This window comes from Reichenbachiella sp., from assembly GCF_039941815.1.
In the GTDB taxonomy this organism is placed as follows: domain Bacteria; phylum Bacteroidota; class Bacteroidia; order Cytophagales; family Cyclobacteriaceae; genus Reichenbachiella.
The window spans coordinates 133,507-152,769 of sequence record NZ_JBDVDW010000023.1 but is presented as its reverse complement, the minus strand read 5'-3'; the positions used below and the strand labels follow the sequence as shown (position 1 = coordinate 152,769).

Below are 19,263 nucleotides of genomic sequence, written 5' to 3'. Positions count from 1 at the left end.
TGTATTAGGCTTTTAATGTATGTACATACAATGTACCGAAAAGACACTAATTAACCATGTCAACACGGTCTGACAAATGTCTTGAACCCGACATTAAAAATAAATTATGCAGAAAAAGAATGAAAATAAATCAAGAAAATGAGAGCTGGCATTAGGTTTAACCTGAAATATGCATTAGATAATCTATTCCAATCATAAAGCACTTTGAAATAGACACTTAACATATATTTATTGAATCACCATAGCGGTGCTATACCTCTTCAATATAAGTGCCTCTTTCTTTGCGCTTTATAGCTTTCATCACGATTCCTAATGCATAATCCAGGTTTTAAATCAAAAGGACCGAGACAATACTTTGCCTCGGTCCTGAATTTTATCCTCCTAGTGATATAGGCTATTCCATAATCTTATTGAAACCCTTTCTTCTCTAGCAGAGGGCCTATTTCTGGAGTTTTACCTCTGAATTCTACATAGAGATCCATACCCGGTTCTGAACCACCCTTGCTGAGCATGGTTCGGTATCTAGCTGCAGTCTCCTGATCAAATAGATCACCAGTCTCTTTGAAGGCTTGAAAACAGTCTGCATCTAACAATTCTGACCAGAGGTAGCTATAATATCCTGCGGAATAGCCTCCTGCAAAAATGTGGTTAAAATAGCCGCTTCTGTACCTGGGAATAATTTGATCAATCAAACCGATCTTCTGCATGGCTTCTTTTTCAAAAGCTCGAGCATCAATGCCTTCTGCATCTGTCAGTGTATGCCATGACATATCGAGATAGGCTGCCGCCATATATTCTACAGTTCGAAATCCTTCATTGAAGGCATTGGCTTCATTCATTTTTTGAATCAATTCATCCGGGATCAATTCCCCTGTTTGATAGTGTTTAGCATATAACTTTAACACTTCCGGTTCGCTCATCCAGTTTTCCATGACTTGCGAAGGAAATTCTACAAAGTCTCTTGGAACGCTTGTACCAGCCTGCGAAGGATAGGTCACATTGGAAAAGAGTCCGTGCAAAGCATGTCCAAATTCATGAAACAGCGTTTCTGACTCAGAAAATGATAGTAAAGATGGGCCGTCAGCTGTGGGCGCAGGAAAATTGAAATTGTTAGTTACTACGGGCGTTACTTTACCATCCATAGTTGACTGCGATCTGAGTGCGTTCATCCAGGCACCGCCACGCTTACTCTCTCTGGCAAAGAAATCCATGTATAATATCCCAATGTGGGTACCATCGGCCTCCAAGACTTCAAATACCTGCTGGTCTTCATGCCATTTCGGCATGTCCTGCAGCTCTCTTACTTCTACGTTGAACAGTTTTTTGGCTAGCGCAAATGCTCCGTCTCTGACTGCTGTAAATTCGAAGTACGGACGCATTGCATCCTCGTCGAAATTGTATTTAGCTTTTCTGACTTTCTCGACGTAATATCTCCAGTCTGACCCTTTGAGTTCACCCTCAACACCATCTTTTTTCATTTCCGCTGTCAAAGCTCCTCTTTCGGCTTTGGCCAAGTTTAGCGCAGCAGGCCAAACTTTATCCATAAAATCAAAAACCGCTTTTGGTGTCTGTGCTACACTCGAGGAAAGTCTCACATCAGCATGAGTCTTGTATCCCAGCAAATTGGCTCTTTCTATTCTAAGAGCTACTATCTCCTCTATAATTGCCTTGTTGTCATTTTCGTTGTCATTGTCAGCTCGCATGGCATATCCCTGAAACAGCTTCTCCCGCATTTCTCTATTAGGAGAGTACTGCAAAAAGGGATTGATACTTGGACGCTGTAGCGTGAAGGACCACCCTTCTTCATGTCTGCGCTTTTTGGCTTCTTCAGCAGCTAAGGCTACCAAGCTACTGGTGAGCGTACCGTAATCTTCTGGATTTGTCGTATGCACCTCCATGCTATTGGTCTCTGCCAATACATTCTGACCAAACTTAGTAGTCAATTCGGAAAGGCGTCCATTGATCTCCTTCAACCTTTCTTTTTCTGCTCCTTCTAGTCCTACACCTGATCGGACAAAACCTTTGTATGCTTCTGACACGAGTCTTTTTTGTTGAGCATTCAAATCAGACGACTCCAGCCCATTATAAATCGCTTCTACTCTTTTGAATAGACCCTTATTTAAGTTGATATAATCGTAGTGCTTGGAAGTCAACGGCGATAATACAGTTCGTAAAGAATCCAACACGTCATTGGTATGTGCGCCGGCTACTGCATAAAATATACGGCTGGTTTGGTTCAGCAATTCACCAGATCTTTCGAGTGCCTCCATGGTATTGGCAAATGTGGGCGCTTCAGTGTTATTTACGATAGCATCAATCTCTGCTTTGTTATCCGACATGCCTTGTTCAAATGCTGGCATGTAGTGTTCATCTTTGATCAGATCAAAGGGAGGTACTCCGAATCGGGTATCCCATTCCGTTAGTAGGGGGTTACTATTCATTTGGGTTGTTGGCTCTGGTGCCTGGCATCCTGATATCACAATCAGGCCGAGGACTAGCACCGATAATACATTTCTCATGGGTTAATTTTTATAATTGAAAGAAGAAAAGCGATGAAACATCGCTTTCTATATTTTTCGAATTTAATATGATTTTTGGCATTAATTAAATTAATTCCATCAATGGTCAATTCTGGACTATTGCTTTTCTCTAATTGCTTTGAACTCAGAACCCTGTTTCCACTTAGGGAAATAGGACTCATTGGCCAGCGTGTAACCCACCTCAAAAAGTACTTGAGCGTCTAGTACTATACCTTCAGCATTAAAATCATCAGTATACTCGTCGGATGGCTTATGGTAGTTTTCACTAGTGTATTTCTTATACTGCTCTTCACCCCACTCCTTGCCATTGGCTTCGCTGTCCGTGCCTCCACTTCCATCCAGGGCTGGTATCCCAATGCTTGCGAAACTGTAGTGGTCTGATCTAAAGAAGCTGCCTTTCTCAGGAAATTGATCTGGCAACACATATCTTCCCTGCCGCTGAAGTGCACGTTCGGCATATTCTTCAAGCTCAGATTGTCCGTAGCCAATAATCGAAAAATCATTGACTCTTCCAAGCGGACGATAGGCATCTGCATTGAGATTGGCAACAGTCTTGGCCGGGTCGTAAATAGGATTGGCGGCATAGTGCGCTGATCCCAACAATCCTTGCTCTTCGGCCGTCACTGCAATAAATACAGCTGATCTTTCGGTAGCTTTATTCAACTTGGTAAACGCTTCTGCTATCTGAATAATCGCAGCTACGCCAGTCCCATTATCCACAGCTCCATTATAAATCGAATCTCCATCCACAGGACTACCTATACCAAAATGATCCCAATGGGCACTATATATTATTACTTCATCGGGTCTGGTTGTACCCTCGTACTTTGCGATCACGTTGTTTGATACTGATCGCTTGATAGAATTTTTGAGCCCCACGGATAGCTGCTGATTCATTGGAAATGACTTGAAATCTGGTTTTCTTGCCTCTTCATAAAAGTCGTAGCCTTCCATACCCATATTGGCAAACATTCTATTGGCGCTTTCCATTGAAACCCAACCTTCTAGAATACATCTTGACATATTGTTATCTGAGTTTTCCAGATAAAGGTTAGCACCAGACCATCCGCCCTGTACTACCTCAAATGGATAACTGGCATGGGCAGTCTCGTGTACTATGATAATGCCGGCAGCTCCTTGTCGTGCGGCCTCTTCATATTTGTAGGTCCATCGCCCATAGTAAGTCATTTCGTTGCCTTTGAAAAAAGACTTGTCTTCGGTACCAAACCCGGGATCGTTTATGAGCACCATTACGGTTTTACCTTTCACATCAAGGCCTTCGTAATCATTCCAGTTGTATTCTGGAGCAATAGTTCCATATCCGGCAAACACAATTTCTGAATTTTCGAGCCTGACAGAATCGGTGACCCGTCTGGTCAGTACCACAAAATCATCCCAATAATTCAGTTCAAACGCTTGGTCACCGCCAGTGATTTTCATTTGAGGATCTACCGTTGCATTTAATTCTACCAAGGGTACCTCTTGAAAATAACTATCTCCATTACCTGGCTTCAGGCCTAACTTTTGAAATTCCTCTTTCAGGTAATTGATTGTTTTTGTTTCGCCTTCCGTAAATGGCATTCGACCAAGAAACTCATCCGAGGCAAGCGTCTTGATTCTTGGTTTTAGCCCTTCTTCGCTTATACTGTTGTAGGCTTCCTCAAAATTTTGATCTGGGGTGCAAGCCTGAAATCCAATCAGGATGATAGCGGCAAGTACAATAAGTGTTTTCTTCATTAGAATAGGGTCGTTTTTTAAAAGAGTTCCAATTTAACTAATTCTCACATGTAGAGATAATTTGAACTAAAAACAATCACCTAAGCCACAACATTCTAACTAAATTAATCTATTGAATCGTGCATAAGCTGCCTTTTCTAATTCTTCTCGATGGTCGGGGTGTGAGATATTTATTAGCATACGAGCTCGCTCCTGCAAGCTTTTTCCATACAAGTCCGCAATTCCATATTCTGTAGCAATGTAGTGCACATTGGCTCTGGTAGACACCACCCCAGCCCCTTCCTTCAATACGGGTACAATCTTGGAGGCACCTTTATTGGTCACTGAAGAAAGAGCGATGATAGGTTTGCCTCCTTCAGAATAAGATGCCCCTCTGATAAAATCGATTTGTCCACCTACGCCAGAATATTGCCTGATCCCAATGGAGTCAGCACATACCTGGCCTGTAAGGTCGATTTCAATGGCACTATTGATGGAGGTCACCTTAGGGTTTTTCCTGATGACAGATACATCATTGGTAAAAGAGACGTCCATCATCATCACACCTGGATTGTCGTCGACAAAATCGTACAACTTCTGAGTACCCATTATAAAGGCTGAAACTATCCTCTCCGGATATAGTTTCTTGAGCTCTCCTGTGATAATTCCTTTTTCAACCAAAGGAATAACACCATCAGAAAACATCTCAGTATGAATGCCTAATTTTTTGTGGTTGGTGAGGCTTGCTAGTACTGCATTGGGAATGGCACCGATGCCCATTTGTAGGGTAGCACCATTGTCAACCATGCCTGCTACATAGCTACCTATCCGCCGTTCTACACTTGTTGGCTCTGGTACCTCTACCGTATGAATAGGACAATCATGCTCTACCAGATAATCAAAATTGCTGATGTGCATCATACCATCACCATAGGTTCTAGGCATATTTTTATTGACCTGAGCGATAACAAGTTTGGCACATGATACAGCAGTATGAGTCGCATCTACAGATACACCAAGTGAGCAATAGCCATGTTTATCCGGTGGTGAGATCTGAACCAAGGCCACATCGATTGGCAAAGTCTCTTTTATTAGCTTGGGGATCTCGCTTAAGAATACTGGAATGTAATCGGCAATTCCCAATTGGGTAGCCCGACGTACATTTGATCCTACAAAAAAGGATTTGACTTTAAAACTTTTGCTATATTTCTCATCAAGGTAACTGGCGTTGCACTCGGTATGTAAATGTACCAATTCGACATTTTCAAGATCGGGTGCTCTATTGGTGAGGGCATCAATCAAAATCTGAGGAGCAGCGGCAACACTATGTATAAATATTCTATCATTCGATTTTACATATTCTAAGGCCTCGTTGGCTTCAAGATATTTACTCATATCACTTTGTTTTTTGTGTAAATCTAAAAGGAGATTTCTTTGAGAAATATGATTTATATCATTCATATATACAGTGCTTATCACATCACATAAGAGCGATTCTAAACGATTGGCTGGGCGTGCTAAATACCTGATCAGACTTATTTGTCATTTCGAGTGGAGGCTTGGACGGAAAGAGAAATCTAAATATATCAAATGCTGTACTAACTGATATTCAGAACTTCTAAATAGCTGGATTAGATTTCTCCTAAGGTCGAAATGACAAAAAGAGAGTGAGGTCAGAATAACCATTTAAACGCAGGTTAAAACGCAAGCATGAAGGCTGGCCGCTCAGCGGATTTCTCCAAGGGTTGAAATGACAAATAATTACAAACTTCAGAATGACCGTAGCTGATGCTTCGAGTTAGATGGGTTGTATGCTATTGGCACAATCAGCTACCATTTCAATAGTTTTCTTTACCTATGATATATGTTAGATTAGCAAAATCTTTCTTTCGGAAAGTAAACCGAACAATCATATTTAATATCAATACATGCTGGATAATAAATCATTTAGAGAAGAGGCCCACAAGCTGGTAGATTGGATGGCTGACTTCTATGAAAACATAGAAAAATATCCGGTGAAGTCCCAGATGAGTCCTGGAGAGGTTTTACAAAAGCTTCCTCGTCATCCACCCGCTCAAGGAGAAGACTTTTCCAAAATTTTTGCAGATTTTGAAAATATCATTCTACCTGGAATGACCCATTGGCAGAGCCCTAATTTTCATGCCTATTTTCCCGGCAATTCCAGCTATCCTTCTGTACTTGGCGAGATGCTAACGGCCACATTAGGTGCGCAATGTATGATTTGGGAGACTTCTCCTGCTGCCGCCGAATTAGAAGAGCTGATGATCAATTGGCTGAAGCCAATCATGAACATTCCTGATAACTGGACTGGCTGCATACAGGATACAGCCTCGACAGCAACCCTAGCAGCCCTGATATCCGCCAGAGAGAAAAAAACTGACTGGTCTGTCAATAAAAATGGATTCGATTCCAATAAACTCAGATTCTACTGTTCGTCTGAGACGCATTCTTCGATCGACAAGGCCGTGAAAATACTTGGCGCTGGTGCAGGTAACCTTGTAAAGGTGCCTGTAGACGAACGCCTGGCAATCATTCCAGGAAAACTGGAAGAACTCATCATCAAAGACCTGGAGGATGGATACGTGCCGTGCGCTGTAGTAGCAGCGGTAGGTACTACTGGCACTCTGGCTGTCGATCCGGTAGACGCCATCGGACATATGTGCAAGCAATATGATATCTGGCTACATATAGATGCTGCATACGCAGGCACCGCATTGATGCTACCGGAGTATCACCACTTCATAGATGGCATCTCCAATGCGGATAGTTTAGTTTTCAATCCACATAAATGGATGTTCACCAATTTCGATTGTACCGTTTATTTTATCAAAGACGAGAAGGCACTGACCAATACATTTGAAATTTTACCAGAGTATCTCAAAACCAGTACAAGAGGTCAGGTGAAAGATTATCGTGATTGGGGGGTACCACTAGGCAGAAGATTTAGGGCATTGAAACTGTGGTTTGTCATTCGTGATTTTGGGATTGAAGGCATTCAGAAAAGGTTGAGGGAGCACATCGGCTATGCAGATTGGTTTGGCCAGCAAGTAACAAAAGCTAAAGACTACGAGGTGGTCATCGACCCAATATTGAATGTCGTCTGCTTTAGATATGTAAACACTGACATGTCTGAGGAAAAATTAAATGAACTTAATGCTGAGCTGCTGGCGGCTATCAACTCATCTGGAGAGGCGTATTTATCTCATACCAAGGTGAATGGCAAATACTCTCTTAGAATGGTGATAGGCCAGACTTATGTGCAGAAAAAACACATTGAGAAAGTTTGGAACCTGATACAACAGAAGGCTTCAACACTCACTTAGATTAATTAAAAAATGAAAAAAATAGTAGTACTCACAGGCGCAGGAATCAGTGCTGAATCCGGAATCAGAACATTTCGCGATGCTGATGGACTGTGGGAAGGACATGACGTCATGCAGGTGGCATCTCCTCAAGGATGGGCAGCTAATCAGGAGCTGGTACTCGATTTTTACAACCAAAGAAGAAAACAAGCGCTTACTGCGGAACCCAATCCAGGACATTTAGCTTTAGCTGACTTGCAGAAGGACTTTGAGGTGACTATTGTGACACAAAATGTAGATAACCTACATGAGAAAGCCGGATCCAAAAATGTGATGCATCTTCACGGTGAGCTTTTCAAATCGAGAAGTACGCTGGACGAATCGTTGGTCTATAATATGACCGGATGGGAACTCAATGTTGGAGATCTATGTCAGAAGGGCTCTCAACTGCGCCCTCACATCGTTTGGTTTGGAGAGATGGTACCCATGATGGATCTAGCCATCGAAGAGTCTCTATCGGCGGATATATTTCTTGTGGTAGGGACTTCACTTGCGGTCTATCCAGCAGCAGGGCTCATCCATCACACTCAAGTGGGTATACCCAAGTATATCATTGATCCGAACATGCCTGATGTAAGCCAAGAACACAATTTGTTTTTGTATGAAGAAAATGGTGGTACCGGTGTACCAAAAGTGGCCGACCTGCTCAGGGAAAAATATCTATGAATACTGAAAAAATAATTACCAAACGAATTGGGCATCAACTGGACGCCTCAGTACTCAGTACGACTCCAGACACAAAGCTGGTAGATTCGCTATGGGCGATCAACTGGTTTGATCTCAGAAGAAAGTGGATGTATAGTTTGTACAATATGCTTGTGGTCGGCCACGTGCAAAAAATTGGCGCTAAGCCCATTTTTAAAGGTGAGCTTCAAAGGCCTATTCACAACAGTGAACGTCTGAGGCGAGACATGCTACTCATCGTACGATATCCAAAAGCAAGCGCATTTTTAGAAATGATCTCTTCCTATTTCTTTCAGGTCAAAGGCATGCTCCGGTCCTCTGCGGTTGAGCACTTTCAATTTGGATTTATGAGTAATCAGCGGTTGAGCTCTGACGAGCAGGACGAAGCTTTTCCTACGGCATACAAAGGCAAGCTTAAATATCTGGTACAAGTCTGTGAAGGTAGTGATGCGATCGACCTTGACGCGCTAATCGAAGCTGCAAAGTCCAGAGAGATTTTTCCCCATTTTATAGGCAAAAAATCAGCTATACTTGGCTTGAAAAAAAATGAAGCAAGCCTTAAAACCCTTGATTTCATCCTAAGCCATGTATTGGTGTTAGGAGGATTTGATGATGAGGCACTCGAATCGTTTGCCCAATCGGCTGAATATCAAAAATTCTTTAATAGCAGCTCGGAGTCCTTTTGTGGTCTCTATGAAAGGACAATTTGACTCCCGGCAGATCATTGATTGATCATTGGGGAGCCATCATTTTGGGTTATGTTAAATCTAATTCCAAGGTTAGTGCCTGCTTAAGATCCCAAATCAGATCTTCAGGATTTTCTACTCCTACTGATAAGCGGATCAAGTTTTCTTTGATACCGATCCTTTTCTTCTCATCTGGATCTACTCCTGCATGAGTCATCGTAGCCGGGTGCTGGATTAGTGACTCGGTACTTCCTAAGCTCACCGCTAGTTTTACAAGCTTGAGTTTATTGATAAACTGAAAAGCTTCTGTCTCTCCTCCTACTATCTCGAAGGAGATCATGGCACCTGCCGAGGTACACTGCCGTTCGAAAACCTCGTGCTGCTCTGGATTGTCCTCCTTCAAAAATCCCATGTAGTGCACTTTGCTAATGCCTTTATGCGATTTAAGAAACTCAGCCACCTTTCTCGCATTCAAGGCTTGAAGTTCCATTCTGGCCTTTAAGGTTTCCAAGCTCCTCATAAGCAACCAGCCTGTCCACGGACCTGCCATATTGCCTAGAAAGGTTCTGAGACCTTTGATTCTCGTAATATTCTCTTTTGTCCCAAGGCAGGCTCCAGCGATGACATCGCTATGGCCCCCGATATACTTAGTCGCTGAGTAGAGTACGAAATCGGCTCCATGTTTTAGCGGATGCTGCCATAATGGTCCCATATAAGTATTGTCGACTGCCAAATAAACCGGGTCATCTTCTCTCGAAAACCGATCAGCAATCTCGCGACACATTTCCATATCTATCAAACCATTGGTCGGGTTGGCTGGTGTCTCAATGTATATCATAGCCAGACGATCTGAGTGCCCGGAGTTAACGATGATACTTTCGATTTCTTCTTTGGTGCTGTCTGGATAAAACCCAACGACATGGACACCAAACTTGGTAAGAATATGATTGATAAAATGATCCGTGCCACCATATACTGGTGAACTATAGAGTAACAAGTCTCCGGGTTTCAAAAATTCCATGAGACAGGTAGAAATTGCTGACATACCGCTTTCAAAAACCGCACAGTCTTCTGCTTGATCCCAAAGGCACAGACGGTTTTCCAGAATTTCTAAATCAGGGTTGTTCAGCCTACTATAAATGAGTCCAAGTTTTTCTCCTTTTTCTTGTTCACGTAGACCGTACGCCACTTCAAAAAAGGCTTTACCTTCTTCAGCGGAGTTGAATACGAATGTGGAGGTTTGAAAAATCGGACACTTTAGAGATCCTTCAGAAAGCTTGGGGTCGTACCCATGGCTCATCATCAGACTTTCGGGGCTGAATTGTTTGTTCATGATCTTATTTTTCAACAATTATTGTGATTTCATCCTTTACATTCCACATTGATAGATTTATTTTCTGTATATATCTATATTTGCAGTTTTATTTTCTTCTATTGTTTTCTACAGACTCAACAAAAAGAAACGCCATGATTGATCAGACAGACCTAAGGATTCTTGAGCTTTTGCAGAAGAACAGTAAAATGAAGATGAAGCAAATTGCTGATTCGATCGGCATGACTATTACCCCAGTATATGAGCGAATCAAAAAGATGGAACGCAACGGGGTCATAGAAAATTACACCATTCGTGTCAACCCAAATCGCCTTGGATATCAACTCGTGGCCTACTGCAGCGTGACACTCAAAGAGCATTCGCAGCAGAATCTAAAGCAATTCGAATTGGGCGTACAACAGCTCGACCAGGTGCTGGAGTGTAGTCATATGTCGGGCAACTTTGATTATCTGCTCAAAGTAGTGGTCAGAGATATGGAAGACTATCAACTGTTTATCTCAAATCACCTGGCTGCGCTGGATAACATCGGGCAGGTGCAGAGTTATTTCGTGATGAAATCAATCAAGGAGCAAACCTTCTCTTTTGGAGAGGTTCAGCTCGAACGTAGGTAAATAGCTTACGCCGATATAAAAGAATTACCTACGGCGCAATCAGCAATTTTATTAATTTGATTCCCTATCCCATAACATGCTGATATTAAGGCTTTTCAGTTTGGATAATTAAATTAATTTATACAACTTAGTCAAGAGAAAAAGATTTATATCCAGCGTCTGAATTGATGCAAGCATTTTCAACCACAATCCACTATGTCAAGAAATTTAGAATTGCGTAGCACTTTCCAATTCTCCGGAGAAGGGCTAGGCACACTAGCCCAACCACAGGAGGCCATATTCTCCTCCACCACACCAGCTACTACAGAGGTAGAAGAATCCATTAAGAAAAATAATTTCGGAATTGCGACCTTGATCAGCAAGTCGATCTTTTCTTCATTGGATGAAGAAATGAGAGCTATGACAGAAGCATACAGCTCGAAAAGACTTGCTTCATTGATCAATAAAGGATTCAAATGCAGTGATGGTGTACTTTCCATCAGAGATACTGCAAGTGAACTAGAGCATTTTGAATTTAATACTGCACATGCCTTCGAGTCTGGCGTTTCTTCAAAATTCTGCTTGCGAGAAGGTGCACATAAAGGTCACGTCATCCTTCATGTACCTGCCTTTGTACCAAGCAAAGAATTGAATGTGCCAGCCGAAGCAACCAATTTTAAAATCACAGCCCGATTGATCTCAATATCTGACTTCGAAAGGAATGGCGATCATGTGGCGATTTGCAATAAGCCATTGCATAATCAAGTGGGCATATATGAGACTACCATGTTGCCGGTATTGCGGATACCTACCCAGCCGCTAACGGCTCAATTGTCCATACCCGGCACTTCCAATATTCAGAATGATGTTTCCGCACTTTTGATTATGGGCATCAAATTTTATGCTTATAAGAATTCGAAATTTAGCTTCATGCCAGAGAGCGGAATGATGAAGGTAATGACCGTAAGATAGTTAACCTCCTATCGTAGACATTGACTCGGAAATGGATTTATCCAGTTTCCTGTTTTTTTCTGCGGCAAAACCATCTTTTTCTCTTTTCTGCACGGTAGAAATCAAAACTTCAGCAATTTGGTCATCATTTCGATCTGATCGTAGCAATTGCTTTATGTCTAACACACCTTCATCATAAAGACAATTTTTGATGGTTCCTGTGGCTGTTAATCTTATTCTGTTACATGCTCCGCAAAAGGTTCTGGAGTATGCGGGAATAATTCCAAAATTACCCTGGTGCCCTGTAGCCTTATAAAGTGTAGCTGGATTACTTGGGTCGCTTTTTAGATCTACCAGTGTTCCAAAATGAGATGTCAATTCTTCTAGGATTCTTATATGGCTCCAGTTCTTTGTCAGGTCGGAAGTATCCGACCCATTAAAAGGCATTTCTTCGATAAACCTGACACTTACATTTTTGTTGGCGGCTAACTTAGCCATGTTCACCACTTCATGTTCGTTTTTTCCATGCATGACCACCATGTTGATTTTTGTATTGATCCCAAGATTGAGCAAGCCATCCAGCGTTTTCATCACAGTATTGAATTCGTCTCTGCGTGTGATTTTATGAAAATTTTCTTTGTCCAGACTATCCAAACTAAGATTTACTCCATCAATACCGATTTCCTTTAGGCGTTCTAAATGAGGGAAGGTCAGCACTCCATTGGTGGTGATATGTACCGCTTCGATCCCTGCAATCGACTTAGTTTTTTCGAGGAGGCTCATAAAATCCTTTCTAAGGAATGGCTCTCCACCCGTATATCGAACTTTTTTTACGCCCAGAGCAGCAAAAATTTGTGTTAACCGAAGAATTTCCTCATAGGTCAGCAATTCTTTCTTGGGTAAGTAATTGATCCCTTCGGCGGGCATGCAATAGAAACAGCGTAAATTGCAGCGATCTGTAACCGCTATTCTGAGATAATCCACAGTGCGGTTGTATGGGTCTACCAGCTTGCTTTTAAGCCTATCTGCCATGAGGTATTTTGTTTACTAGTTGTCAATTTTGATCTACTCAAAGATAACACGGAATATTTCGCCTTTTGGTTGAATACGTTACTATCAATAGTTATTTTTAAGGATGTACCGAACCTTGTCTTTTCTTCTTTTGAGCCTTTTGACTCACTCTCTGCTAGCTCAAATTCAGCGGATCGACAGTCTAAAACAAGAAGTGCTTACTTATCCAAAGGAAGATTCTGCCAAAGTGGATCTCTACAATCTTATTGCGTTTGAAATAATCAATACTGACCCCGATGAAGGAAGAAAGTATGCAGGGATGGGTTACGAGTTGGCCCAGGAGATCGGGTATTCCAACGGATATGCAAGGGGTCTAAATCTGGTGGGTAGTTCTTTTCTCACTGTCGGAGAATATGATGCTGCGCTGGACTTTTATCTTAAATCTCTAGAGGTATACGAGCGTACTGGCTTTCAAATGGGTATTTTCATAACCTACAACAATATTGGGGAGCTATATGAGAAAAAGCATCAGCTCCATGAAGCGCTTCGCTACCACAAGAAATCGCTCGACCTAAAGGAAAAGTACCTAAAGGAACGTCATCCCATCATGTCGCATGTAAACCTAGGTGAGATCTACTATAGACTCAACTATTTAGATTCTGCTGCTACACACTTCAGAATGGCTGAGAAAATGGCTAAAGAGGAGAACCGTCCGAAAGCAATCGCCTACGCACAAACTGGTATAGGAAAAGTTTACGCAAAACGAAGAAACTACTCACCGGCTTTTATCTATCTCAATTTGGCCGATCAAATCTGGACTTCGCTGGAAGACTATGTTGGGATGTTTAGAATTTCACTTGAACGTGCTAAAATTTCATTTGAATCAAAGAATTTTGATTCCTCTCTCGTTCATGTCCAATCCGCGATTGAAAAAGCCGAAAAGGTAAGCGCACAGGATTTAAAATTAGAGGCGTTGGAGCTCAGGTACAAGATAGACTCTGCCAAACAAGACTTTGAATCCGCTTTTGCTTCCATGCGGGCTTATGACCAATTAAAGGGTAAAATATTCGATTTGGCTAAAGAAAAGCAGTTGCAAAACATTCAGGCCAAGTTCGAATTTGAAGAGGAAGAAAGGATCCACGTGGAACTCATCAAAGAAAAGAAACTAAGTGAGGAAATAGTGAGCTATCAACGTACCATGATTGCTGGTATTGGGCTTATCCTGCTTTTGATTTCGGTGATCGCGGTTCTGTTTTACAATCAGGTAAAAAAACAAGCCAGACTTAATAGGCTTCTCAAAGAGAAGAACGGCGAGATAAAAGAGAAGGCTATGGAACTAGAAATTCTAAACAATAATTTGGAGGAAATGGTGGAGGAGAGAACCAACGTCATCCAGAAGAAGAATGTCAAACTCAAAGAATACTCATTCCTAAATGCTCATATTGTAAGAGGCCCACTGGCGAACATCCTTGGTCTTACCAAACTGCTAAAAAACGAAATAGAAGAGGAAGAAAAAAGGCAGATGATAGAGCATTTGCACTACTCAGCGGATAAGCTCGATGACGTACTCACGGACATCAAAAAGAAATTAGAAAAGGGAGAATTGATCAATTAATTTTCCTTAAATAGATTGACAGTGACTGTAGCCAACTCCGAATTAGGAAACTTCCTGAATCGGTCTTTTTCAGCATGCAGTCCTGCCATTTCCAGCGCTTCGATAAAGACCTCGACTTCCAGGATATACTGATCCGAAAATCCATGGGTAGCATCATACGCCGTTACAGCTGTTTTACCCAGATGGCTTGCCACATTTGACGGATCTACAGTGTGTAACTCAATGAGAAGCAATCCAAATTTTTTGACGTAGGGCGACCACTTTTGAAAATGCTCTACCAAAGAGGCCTGCACACTATTGTTGTTTTTTCTTGCTCCCTGGTAGGCATATGCTCCTGTGGATGCGCTTTGGACAGTGACCTCTTCTGGTTCTTGCCAGATCCTATTATGATCCAGAAAGGTCCGTACATTGAGCAACTCTCCCAACTTGATATTATAATTATTCTTTAGATCATCCGCCAACAGATCGGGTCGTCCTATATCTCCCCAGATCACCTTGGCCCAGATGTCGGCTTGAACTAAATTTGCCTTTGTGATTTTGAGCGCAGCTTCATTATAGTCTACTCCGACTAGAGTCAACGGATACTCGTCCAGCATTTTACCTCTTATGGTTTGTTGTGCGATCACATCAAAGAGGTGCTGAATAAACGCACCGTTGCCGCACCCCATATCCAAAATTCCTTTGGGCTGGTCAGCGATAGGCTGGTTGAAGATTTCGACAATGATCTCATCTACTACCTTAAAATATGCCGCGTGTGCTCCTCCACTACCCCATACATTCATGGCTCTATCTACGTGTTTCTCTTCTTCGCCTGATGAGCTGGCGAGGATTTTAGGGTTGCCGAAGATAAGATCGTCAAGATGCCTGAAGGTTGGAATGTAGGAGACGGTGACCCCATAGGCGCTCGCTCGCTTGGCATAAAACAATCCTTTCTCGGTAAACTGAAATGTCCCATTTTTTTCGGTAAACCAGCCAACGTAAGTAAACATGTCGAGAAGCCTCTTGAAACTCTCCGGATTTTTATGAAATTCCTCTGGCTTGAAACTGGCCTCCATAAAATACTTATGAAACATCCCGCTCATGCCGAGATGTACAATGGTAGGCCCCAGAATAATACCTTCTATGTGTGTCAACACTTGTTCCTGAATCTCGCGTTCGAGATCATCAGACGGCTCTTCCAATCCGTACCTGTTGCAGTAATTGTCGAAAATCTTTTCCAAAAACAGAAAAGGTTCGATTTCGAATTTTCTAGGGTGAAATTTTTCGGTCAATTTCAACAATCCAACCACTTCCTTGTAGAGCTTTGAAAGCTCAAAGGCTCTTGCACTTTTATCATTGGTTGAGAATTGAATTTCGTCTTTTTCGTTGTCGGTGTCCTGAGCGAGCCAGCCCTGTGAACAAAGGATTCGAAGGGCTACATTCAAATACCCTTCGTTTGCACTAAATCTGTTATTAAGCGCCTCTAAGGTGCATGTACCTTGTTCTAAGAGGTAGGATAGCACCCCTTTTTCATATAAGGCATAGGCTGTGGGAGCTGTGCCAATACCATCAAGATGACGGAAGAGTTTTGCTCGTAATTCGGCTTGTTCAGTTTTGGGTATCATATCCAATAATAGCTAAAAAAATCGAATCTCTGGCACTAAATATTCAATACCAATTCCTCCCCGACGTAAGCTCGACCGCCAGCAAATAATCTTGCCATTGATCCATTTTTCAGCTCCAGGTTGACGGTTATTTCGCTAGGCGATGGAGGTCTCATGTATTCTCCCTGTCGGAGGAAAATTTGAGTCTTTGTGGTGATCAACTGTTGATATAAATATCCTGCCAGCGGACCAGCAGCCATACCTGTAGCTGCCTCCTCTGCAATACCATATCTAGGGGCAAACATCCGAGTGGTGGCCTCGGCATCTTGCGTCGGAGCATAGAGGTAATAGCCAATAAGGTCATGCTTTTCTGAATAGCTATCTATCAGTGGTTGGTTTGGCGTAATTTCGGCCAGTATTTCTTTATCGATAATTGGGATGATCAGAAAAGAGTTGCCAGTATTAACAATACTAAGGGGAAGCTTTTCTGACAACGCAGAATTTGTTATTCCTAAGGAATCCAAAATCCGAACCTTGTCCTGATTTACTGACTTGAACACTGGTGCTTTTTGCTCCATATAAGTATTACCATCTTTGAAAAAAATCTGACGCGTACCATCAATGGTCTCTTTGGAGGACTTATTGCCTTGAATCAGGCCTTGTGTTTTCAAGAATGAGAAAGTAGCCACTGTGGCGTGACCGCAATGTGAAATTTGCCTGTTGGGGGTAAAAAAGTCTAGTTTGAAGTCTGCCTGATTGGAGGCAGATACAAACGCCGTTTCAGAAAGACCTACCTTAGCTGCCACTTCCTGTTTTTGCTCATGGCTCAGCTGATCTGCGTCCAGAACTACACCTGCAGGATTGCCTCCTTGACCATTCGCGCTAAAAGCGAATATTTTTCGTACCAATACCTCCATATATAATGCTGTTTTGGATCGGAGTAAAATTTACTACTCAGGACTTCTTCTCTTAGTCAACTCGAATTGGAATGAGTTCTTCGAAGAAGATATCATCATTTGGGACATCGAATGTCATGCGTTCGATTTTTAGGTTGTTGTCCATATTGAACTGCACCGTACCGAAGCTAAACCAGGCATGCTCTATGTCCCAATCAATTTCCCAAACGTCATAATGCCAGTGTTTCAAAGTGGCAGACAGCGATTTAGCATGCTCGAAGTTGAGGCGTAATTCTCCCTTTTCTAAAGTGACAGTGATTTCTCCATAAATATCCGCTTCATAGGTGCCGGTATATTTTGAAAGCTCTAATGAGGGATTGGTGCCTTCTACACGGCTTGCTTTTCGCTCGGTAATACGCTCATCTTCTTCAGGACCTGACCGAGAGAGAAATCGCTCCGACCAATCTGGACCATTCACTCCCAAAAATTTATCTAAGGCGTAATAGGTGGCAGCCATCATCGGGCTTTTCATCCCGTTGGTAAGTACAATTACTCCCAGTTTTTGATCAGGGATCATATTAAATGCCGTGAGCATTCCGTCGTAGCCACCAGTGTGCCCTACTCTCAAGTTTCCTTGATAATCGCTCAGTCCCCATCCCAGGCCATATGCACTAAAGTGTCGGTTGAAATCATTGGGGTTGACGTGATCCACGGTAAAATTATTGTGTGGTGTCCACATCATGTTTCTCGACCGAGCGCTAAATAGTGTGTCTTGGTTGTTAATGCCATGATTCATGTTCATTATCATCCATTTGGAAAGATCACTCACGCTGGAGATCAATCCGCCCAGTGCTCCGATTTCTTCCCAGTCCTCCCATACGATAGGAATATTTTTGCCGTCGTTTCTAGCATGAGGAGTCGCATAATTACCTACGGATTCCAAATTCTTTGGACTTGTGATGGTACGATTCATCTCAAGTGGTTGGAGGATACGCTCTTTTACATTTTGCGCCCAGGACTTGCCGGTTACCTTTTCAATAACCTCTCCAGCAGTGATGTACATCAGGTTGGAATATCCGTATCCTGCACGGAAATCAAAGGCAGGAGGTAAATTTTTGACTTTTCTCACAATTTCTTCGGCGGTCAAATCTGCTTTGTACCAAATCACATCTCCGCTAAAAGTACCCAACCCTACTCTATGGCTTAGTATGTCTCTGATGGTGGTATTTGCGCTCACCCAAGAGTCATACAATTCAAAATAGGGCAAGTAATCTCTTACTTTGTCATTCCAATCGATTTTACCTTCATCTACCAGCTGGGCAAGAATCGCAGAGGTAAATGCTTTAGAGTTTGATGCGATGGCGTACAGCGTGTTTTGATCGGGCTTGCCTTTCTTATCCACTTCTTTGACACCATAAGCTTTGGCAAAGACCAATTTTCCATCTTTCACAATACCAATACTCATGCTTGGCACATCCCATTCCTTAGTAATCCTTTCAAAATAGGAATCAAGCGCCTTCAGATCGACATTTGGTGCTTGCGCCAATGACTCTCCGCTCCACCATATAGTCAGAGCAATAAGTAAAAAGTACTTCTTCATTTTTGTAGATTTAGTTTTCTGCAAAATATGAAGAACCGACTTCAAAACCCAAATGTTATGCTTGAAGGGACTGGTAATAGGGATGAGTGGTGAAGTACATGGAAATGGCTCATATCAATTATTCTTCTAACCTGAGTAAAAAGCGCTAAGCAAAACCATTAGCTAACGACCTTGGTATCACTACCTATTTTCTGGGCTTTGGGTTTCCACTAGTTTTGAGTTTTTACCCCCCTCTTGACTTCATAGACTTTTTGTAAGTAGCTGCATTATTATTAGCGGCGGACTGCAAGGACAATAATGAGGAAGTATTCGAAAATGCATCGAATGATATCAATTACATTCAGTGCATCGAATAAAATTAGAAAAACATGAATAGAAAAACTTTTATTGTACTACATGAATTGAGTCTTCTGGGTCTTATAGCTGCCGGTTTCTTGGATTATAAATGGTTATTTTGGATCGCTTTGGGATTTGGAATTATAGTGGATATTATTCGAAGGAAAACATTGGGAAAATCATGGTTTGGATGGAATGACCGGTTTGGTGACAGTTATTTTGACCGATTCCTAAAGTAATAAGCCAAAAACAAATACGAACTATCAAATATCATCAAGATAGTTGCATATCAATATCGTTAAGGTTGATTTAAAGTAATTGATCCCCAAATTTGTATTT

General features: G+C 42.0%; 15 protein-coding genes. 7 read left to right on the top strand and 8 right to left on the bottom strand.

Annotated features, from left to right (window positions below; all coding sequences use genetic code 11):
• Positions 1–407: 407 nt before the first annotated feature.
• The 3 genes from ABJF11_RS03925 to ABJF11_RS03915 all read right to left on the bottom strand — a co-directional run bounded on the left by ABJF11_RS03925 (position 408) and on the right by ABJF11_RS03915 (position 5,717).
• Positions 408–2,519: a M3 family metallopeptidase gene (locus ABJF11_RS03925; RefSeq protein ID WP_348118194.1), complete on the bottom strand. Its 2,112-nt coding sequence runs from the start codon at positions 2,517–2,519 to the stop codon at positions 408–410.
• Between the two features lie 117 nt (positions 2,520–2,636).
• A complete protein-coding gene (locus ABJF11_RS03920) occupies positions 2,637–4,277 on the bottom strand; it encodes a M28 family metallopeptidase (protein WP_348118192.1) in 1,641 nt (546 codons plus the stop codon).
• Positions 4,278–4,376: 99 nt separating this feature from the next.
• Positions 4,377–5,717, bottom strand: a complete 1,341-nt coding sequence (locus tag ABJF11_RS03915; protein ID WP_348118190.1) for an acetyl-CoA hydrolase/transferase C-terminal domain-containing protein — start codon at positions 5,715–5,717, stop codon at positions 4,377–4,379.
• A gap of 467 nt (positions 5,718–6,184) precedes the next feature.
• Between ABJF11_RS03915 and ABJF11_RS03910 the strand changes: the two genes are divergently transcribed.
• From ABJF11_RS03910 to ABJF11_RS03900, 3 genes are read left to right on the top strand one after another with little or no spacing between them, the layout of a single operon-like run.
• Positions 6,185–7,600: a pyridoxal-dependent decarboxylase gene (locus ABJF11_RS03910; protein ID WP_348118188.1), complete on the top strand. Its 1,416-nt coding sequence runs from the start codon at positions 6,185–6,187 to the stop codon at positions 7,598–7,600.
• Between the two features lie 12 nt (positions 7,601–7,612).
• A complete protein-coding gene (locus tag ABJF11_RS03905; RefSeq protein WP_348118187.1) occupies positions 7,613–8,305 on the top strand; it encodes an NAD-dependent deacylase in 693 nt (230 codons plus the stop codon).
• Positions 8,302–9,033 (top strand): hypothetical protein, encoded by a 732-nt coding sequence (locus tag ABJF11_RS03900; protein WP_348118186.1) that lies wholly within the window; start codon positions 8,302–8,304, stop codon positions 9,031–9,033. The genes ABJF11_RS03905 and ABJF11_RS03900 overlap by 4 nt, the downstream gene beginning before the upstream one ends.
• A 46-nt stretch (positions 9,034–9,079) precedes the next feature.
• Here the strand turns inward: ABJF11_RS03900 and ABJF11_RS03895 are convergent, their stop codons facing one another.
• Positions 9,080–10,342 carry a cystathionine gamma-synthase family protein gene (locus ABJF11_RS03895; RefSeq protein ID WP_348118184.1) on the bottom strand — a complete coding sequence of 421 codons (1,263 nt, stop codon included), beginning with the start codon at positions 10,340–10,342 and terminating at the stop codon, positions 9,080–9,082.
• Positions 10,343–10,476: 134 nt separating this feature from the next.
• Between ABJF11_RS03895 and ABJF11_RS03890 the strand changes: the two genes are divergently transcribed.
• A complete protein-coding gene (locus ABJF11_RS03890; RefSeq protein ID WP_348118183.1) occupies positions 10,477–10,953 on the top strand; it encodes an Lrp/AsnC family transcriptional regulator in 477 nt (158 codons plus the stop codon).
• A 195-nt stretch (positions 10,954–11,148) separates the two neighbouring features.
• Positions 11,149–11,904, top strand: a complete 756-nt coding sequence (locus tag ABJF11_RS03885) for a hypothetical protein (RefSeq protein ID WP_348118181.1) — start codon at positions 11,149–11,151, stop codon at positions 11,902–11,904.
• Here the strand turns inward: ABJF11_RS03885 and moaA are convergent, their stop codons facing one another.
• Positions 11,905–12,915 (bottom strand): GTP 3',8-cyclase MoaA, encoded by a 1,011-nt coding sequence (gene moaA, locus ABJF11_RS03880; protein ID WP_348118179.1) that lies wholly within the window; start codon positions 12,913–12,915, stop codon positions 11,905–11,907.
• A gap of 103 nt (positions 12,916–13,018) precedes the next feature.
• On the opposite strand from moaA, the gene ABJF11_RS03875 reads away from it, so the two are divergent.
• A complete protein-coding gene (locus ABJF11_RS03875) occupies positions 13,019–14,509 on the top strand; it encodes a tetratricopeptide repeat protein (RefSeq protein ID WP_348118177.1) in 1,491 nt (496 codons plus the stop codon).
• Here the strand turns inward: ABJF11_RS03875 and ABJF11_RS03870 are convergent.
• The 3 genes from ABJF11_RS03870 to ABJF11_RS03860 are packed head-to-tail and all read right to left on the bottom strand — an operon-like array spanning position 14,506 to position 18,588.
• Positions 14,506–16,113, bottom strand: a complete 1,608-nt coding sequence (locus ABJF11_RS03870; RefSeq protein ID WP_348118175.1) for a class I SAM-dependent methyltransferase — start codon at positions 16,111–16,113, stop codon at positions 14,506–14,508. The genes ABJF11_RS03875 and ABJF11_RS03870 overlap by 4 nt on opposite strands.
• A gap of 35 nt (positions 16,114–16,148) precedes the next feature.
• Complete coding sequence (locus ABJF11_RS03865; protein WP_348118174.1) at positions 16,149–17,009, bottom strand: PhzF family phenazine biosynthesis protein; 861 nt, start codon at positions 17,007–17,009, stop codon at positions 16,149–16,151.
• A gap of 52 nt (positions 17,010–17,061) precedes the next feature.
• Positions 17,062–18,588, bottom strand: coding sequence for a serine hydrolase (locus tag ABJF11_RS03860; protein ID WP_348118173.1), 1,527 nt, complete (start codon positions 18,586–18,588; stop codon positions 17,062–17,064).
• 368 nt (positions 18,589–18,956) lie between these two features.
• Between ABJF11_RS03860 and ABJF11_RS03855 the strand changes: the two genes are divergently transcribed.
• Complete coding sequence (locus ABJF11_RS03855) at positions 18,957–19,163, top strand: hypothetical protein (protein WP_348118172.1); 207 nt, start codon at positions 18,957–18,959, stop codon at positions 19,161–19,163.
• Positions 19,164–19,263: the final 100 nt, after the last annotated feature.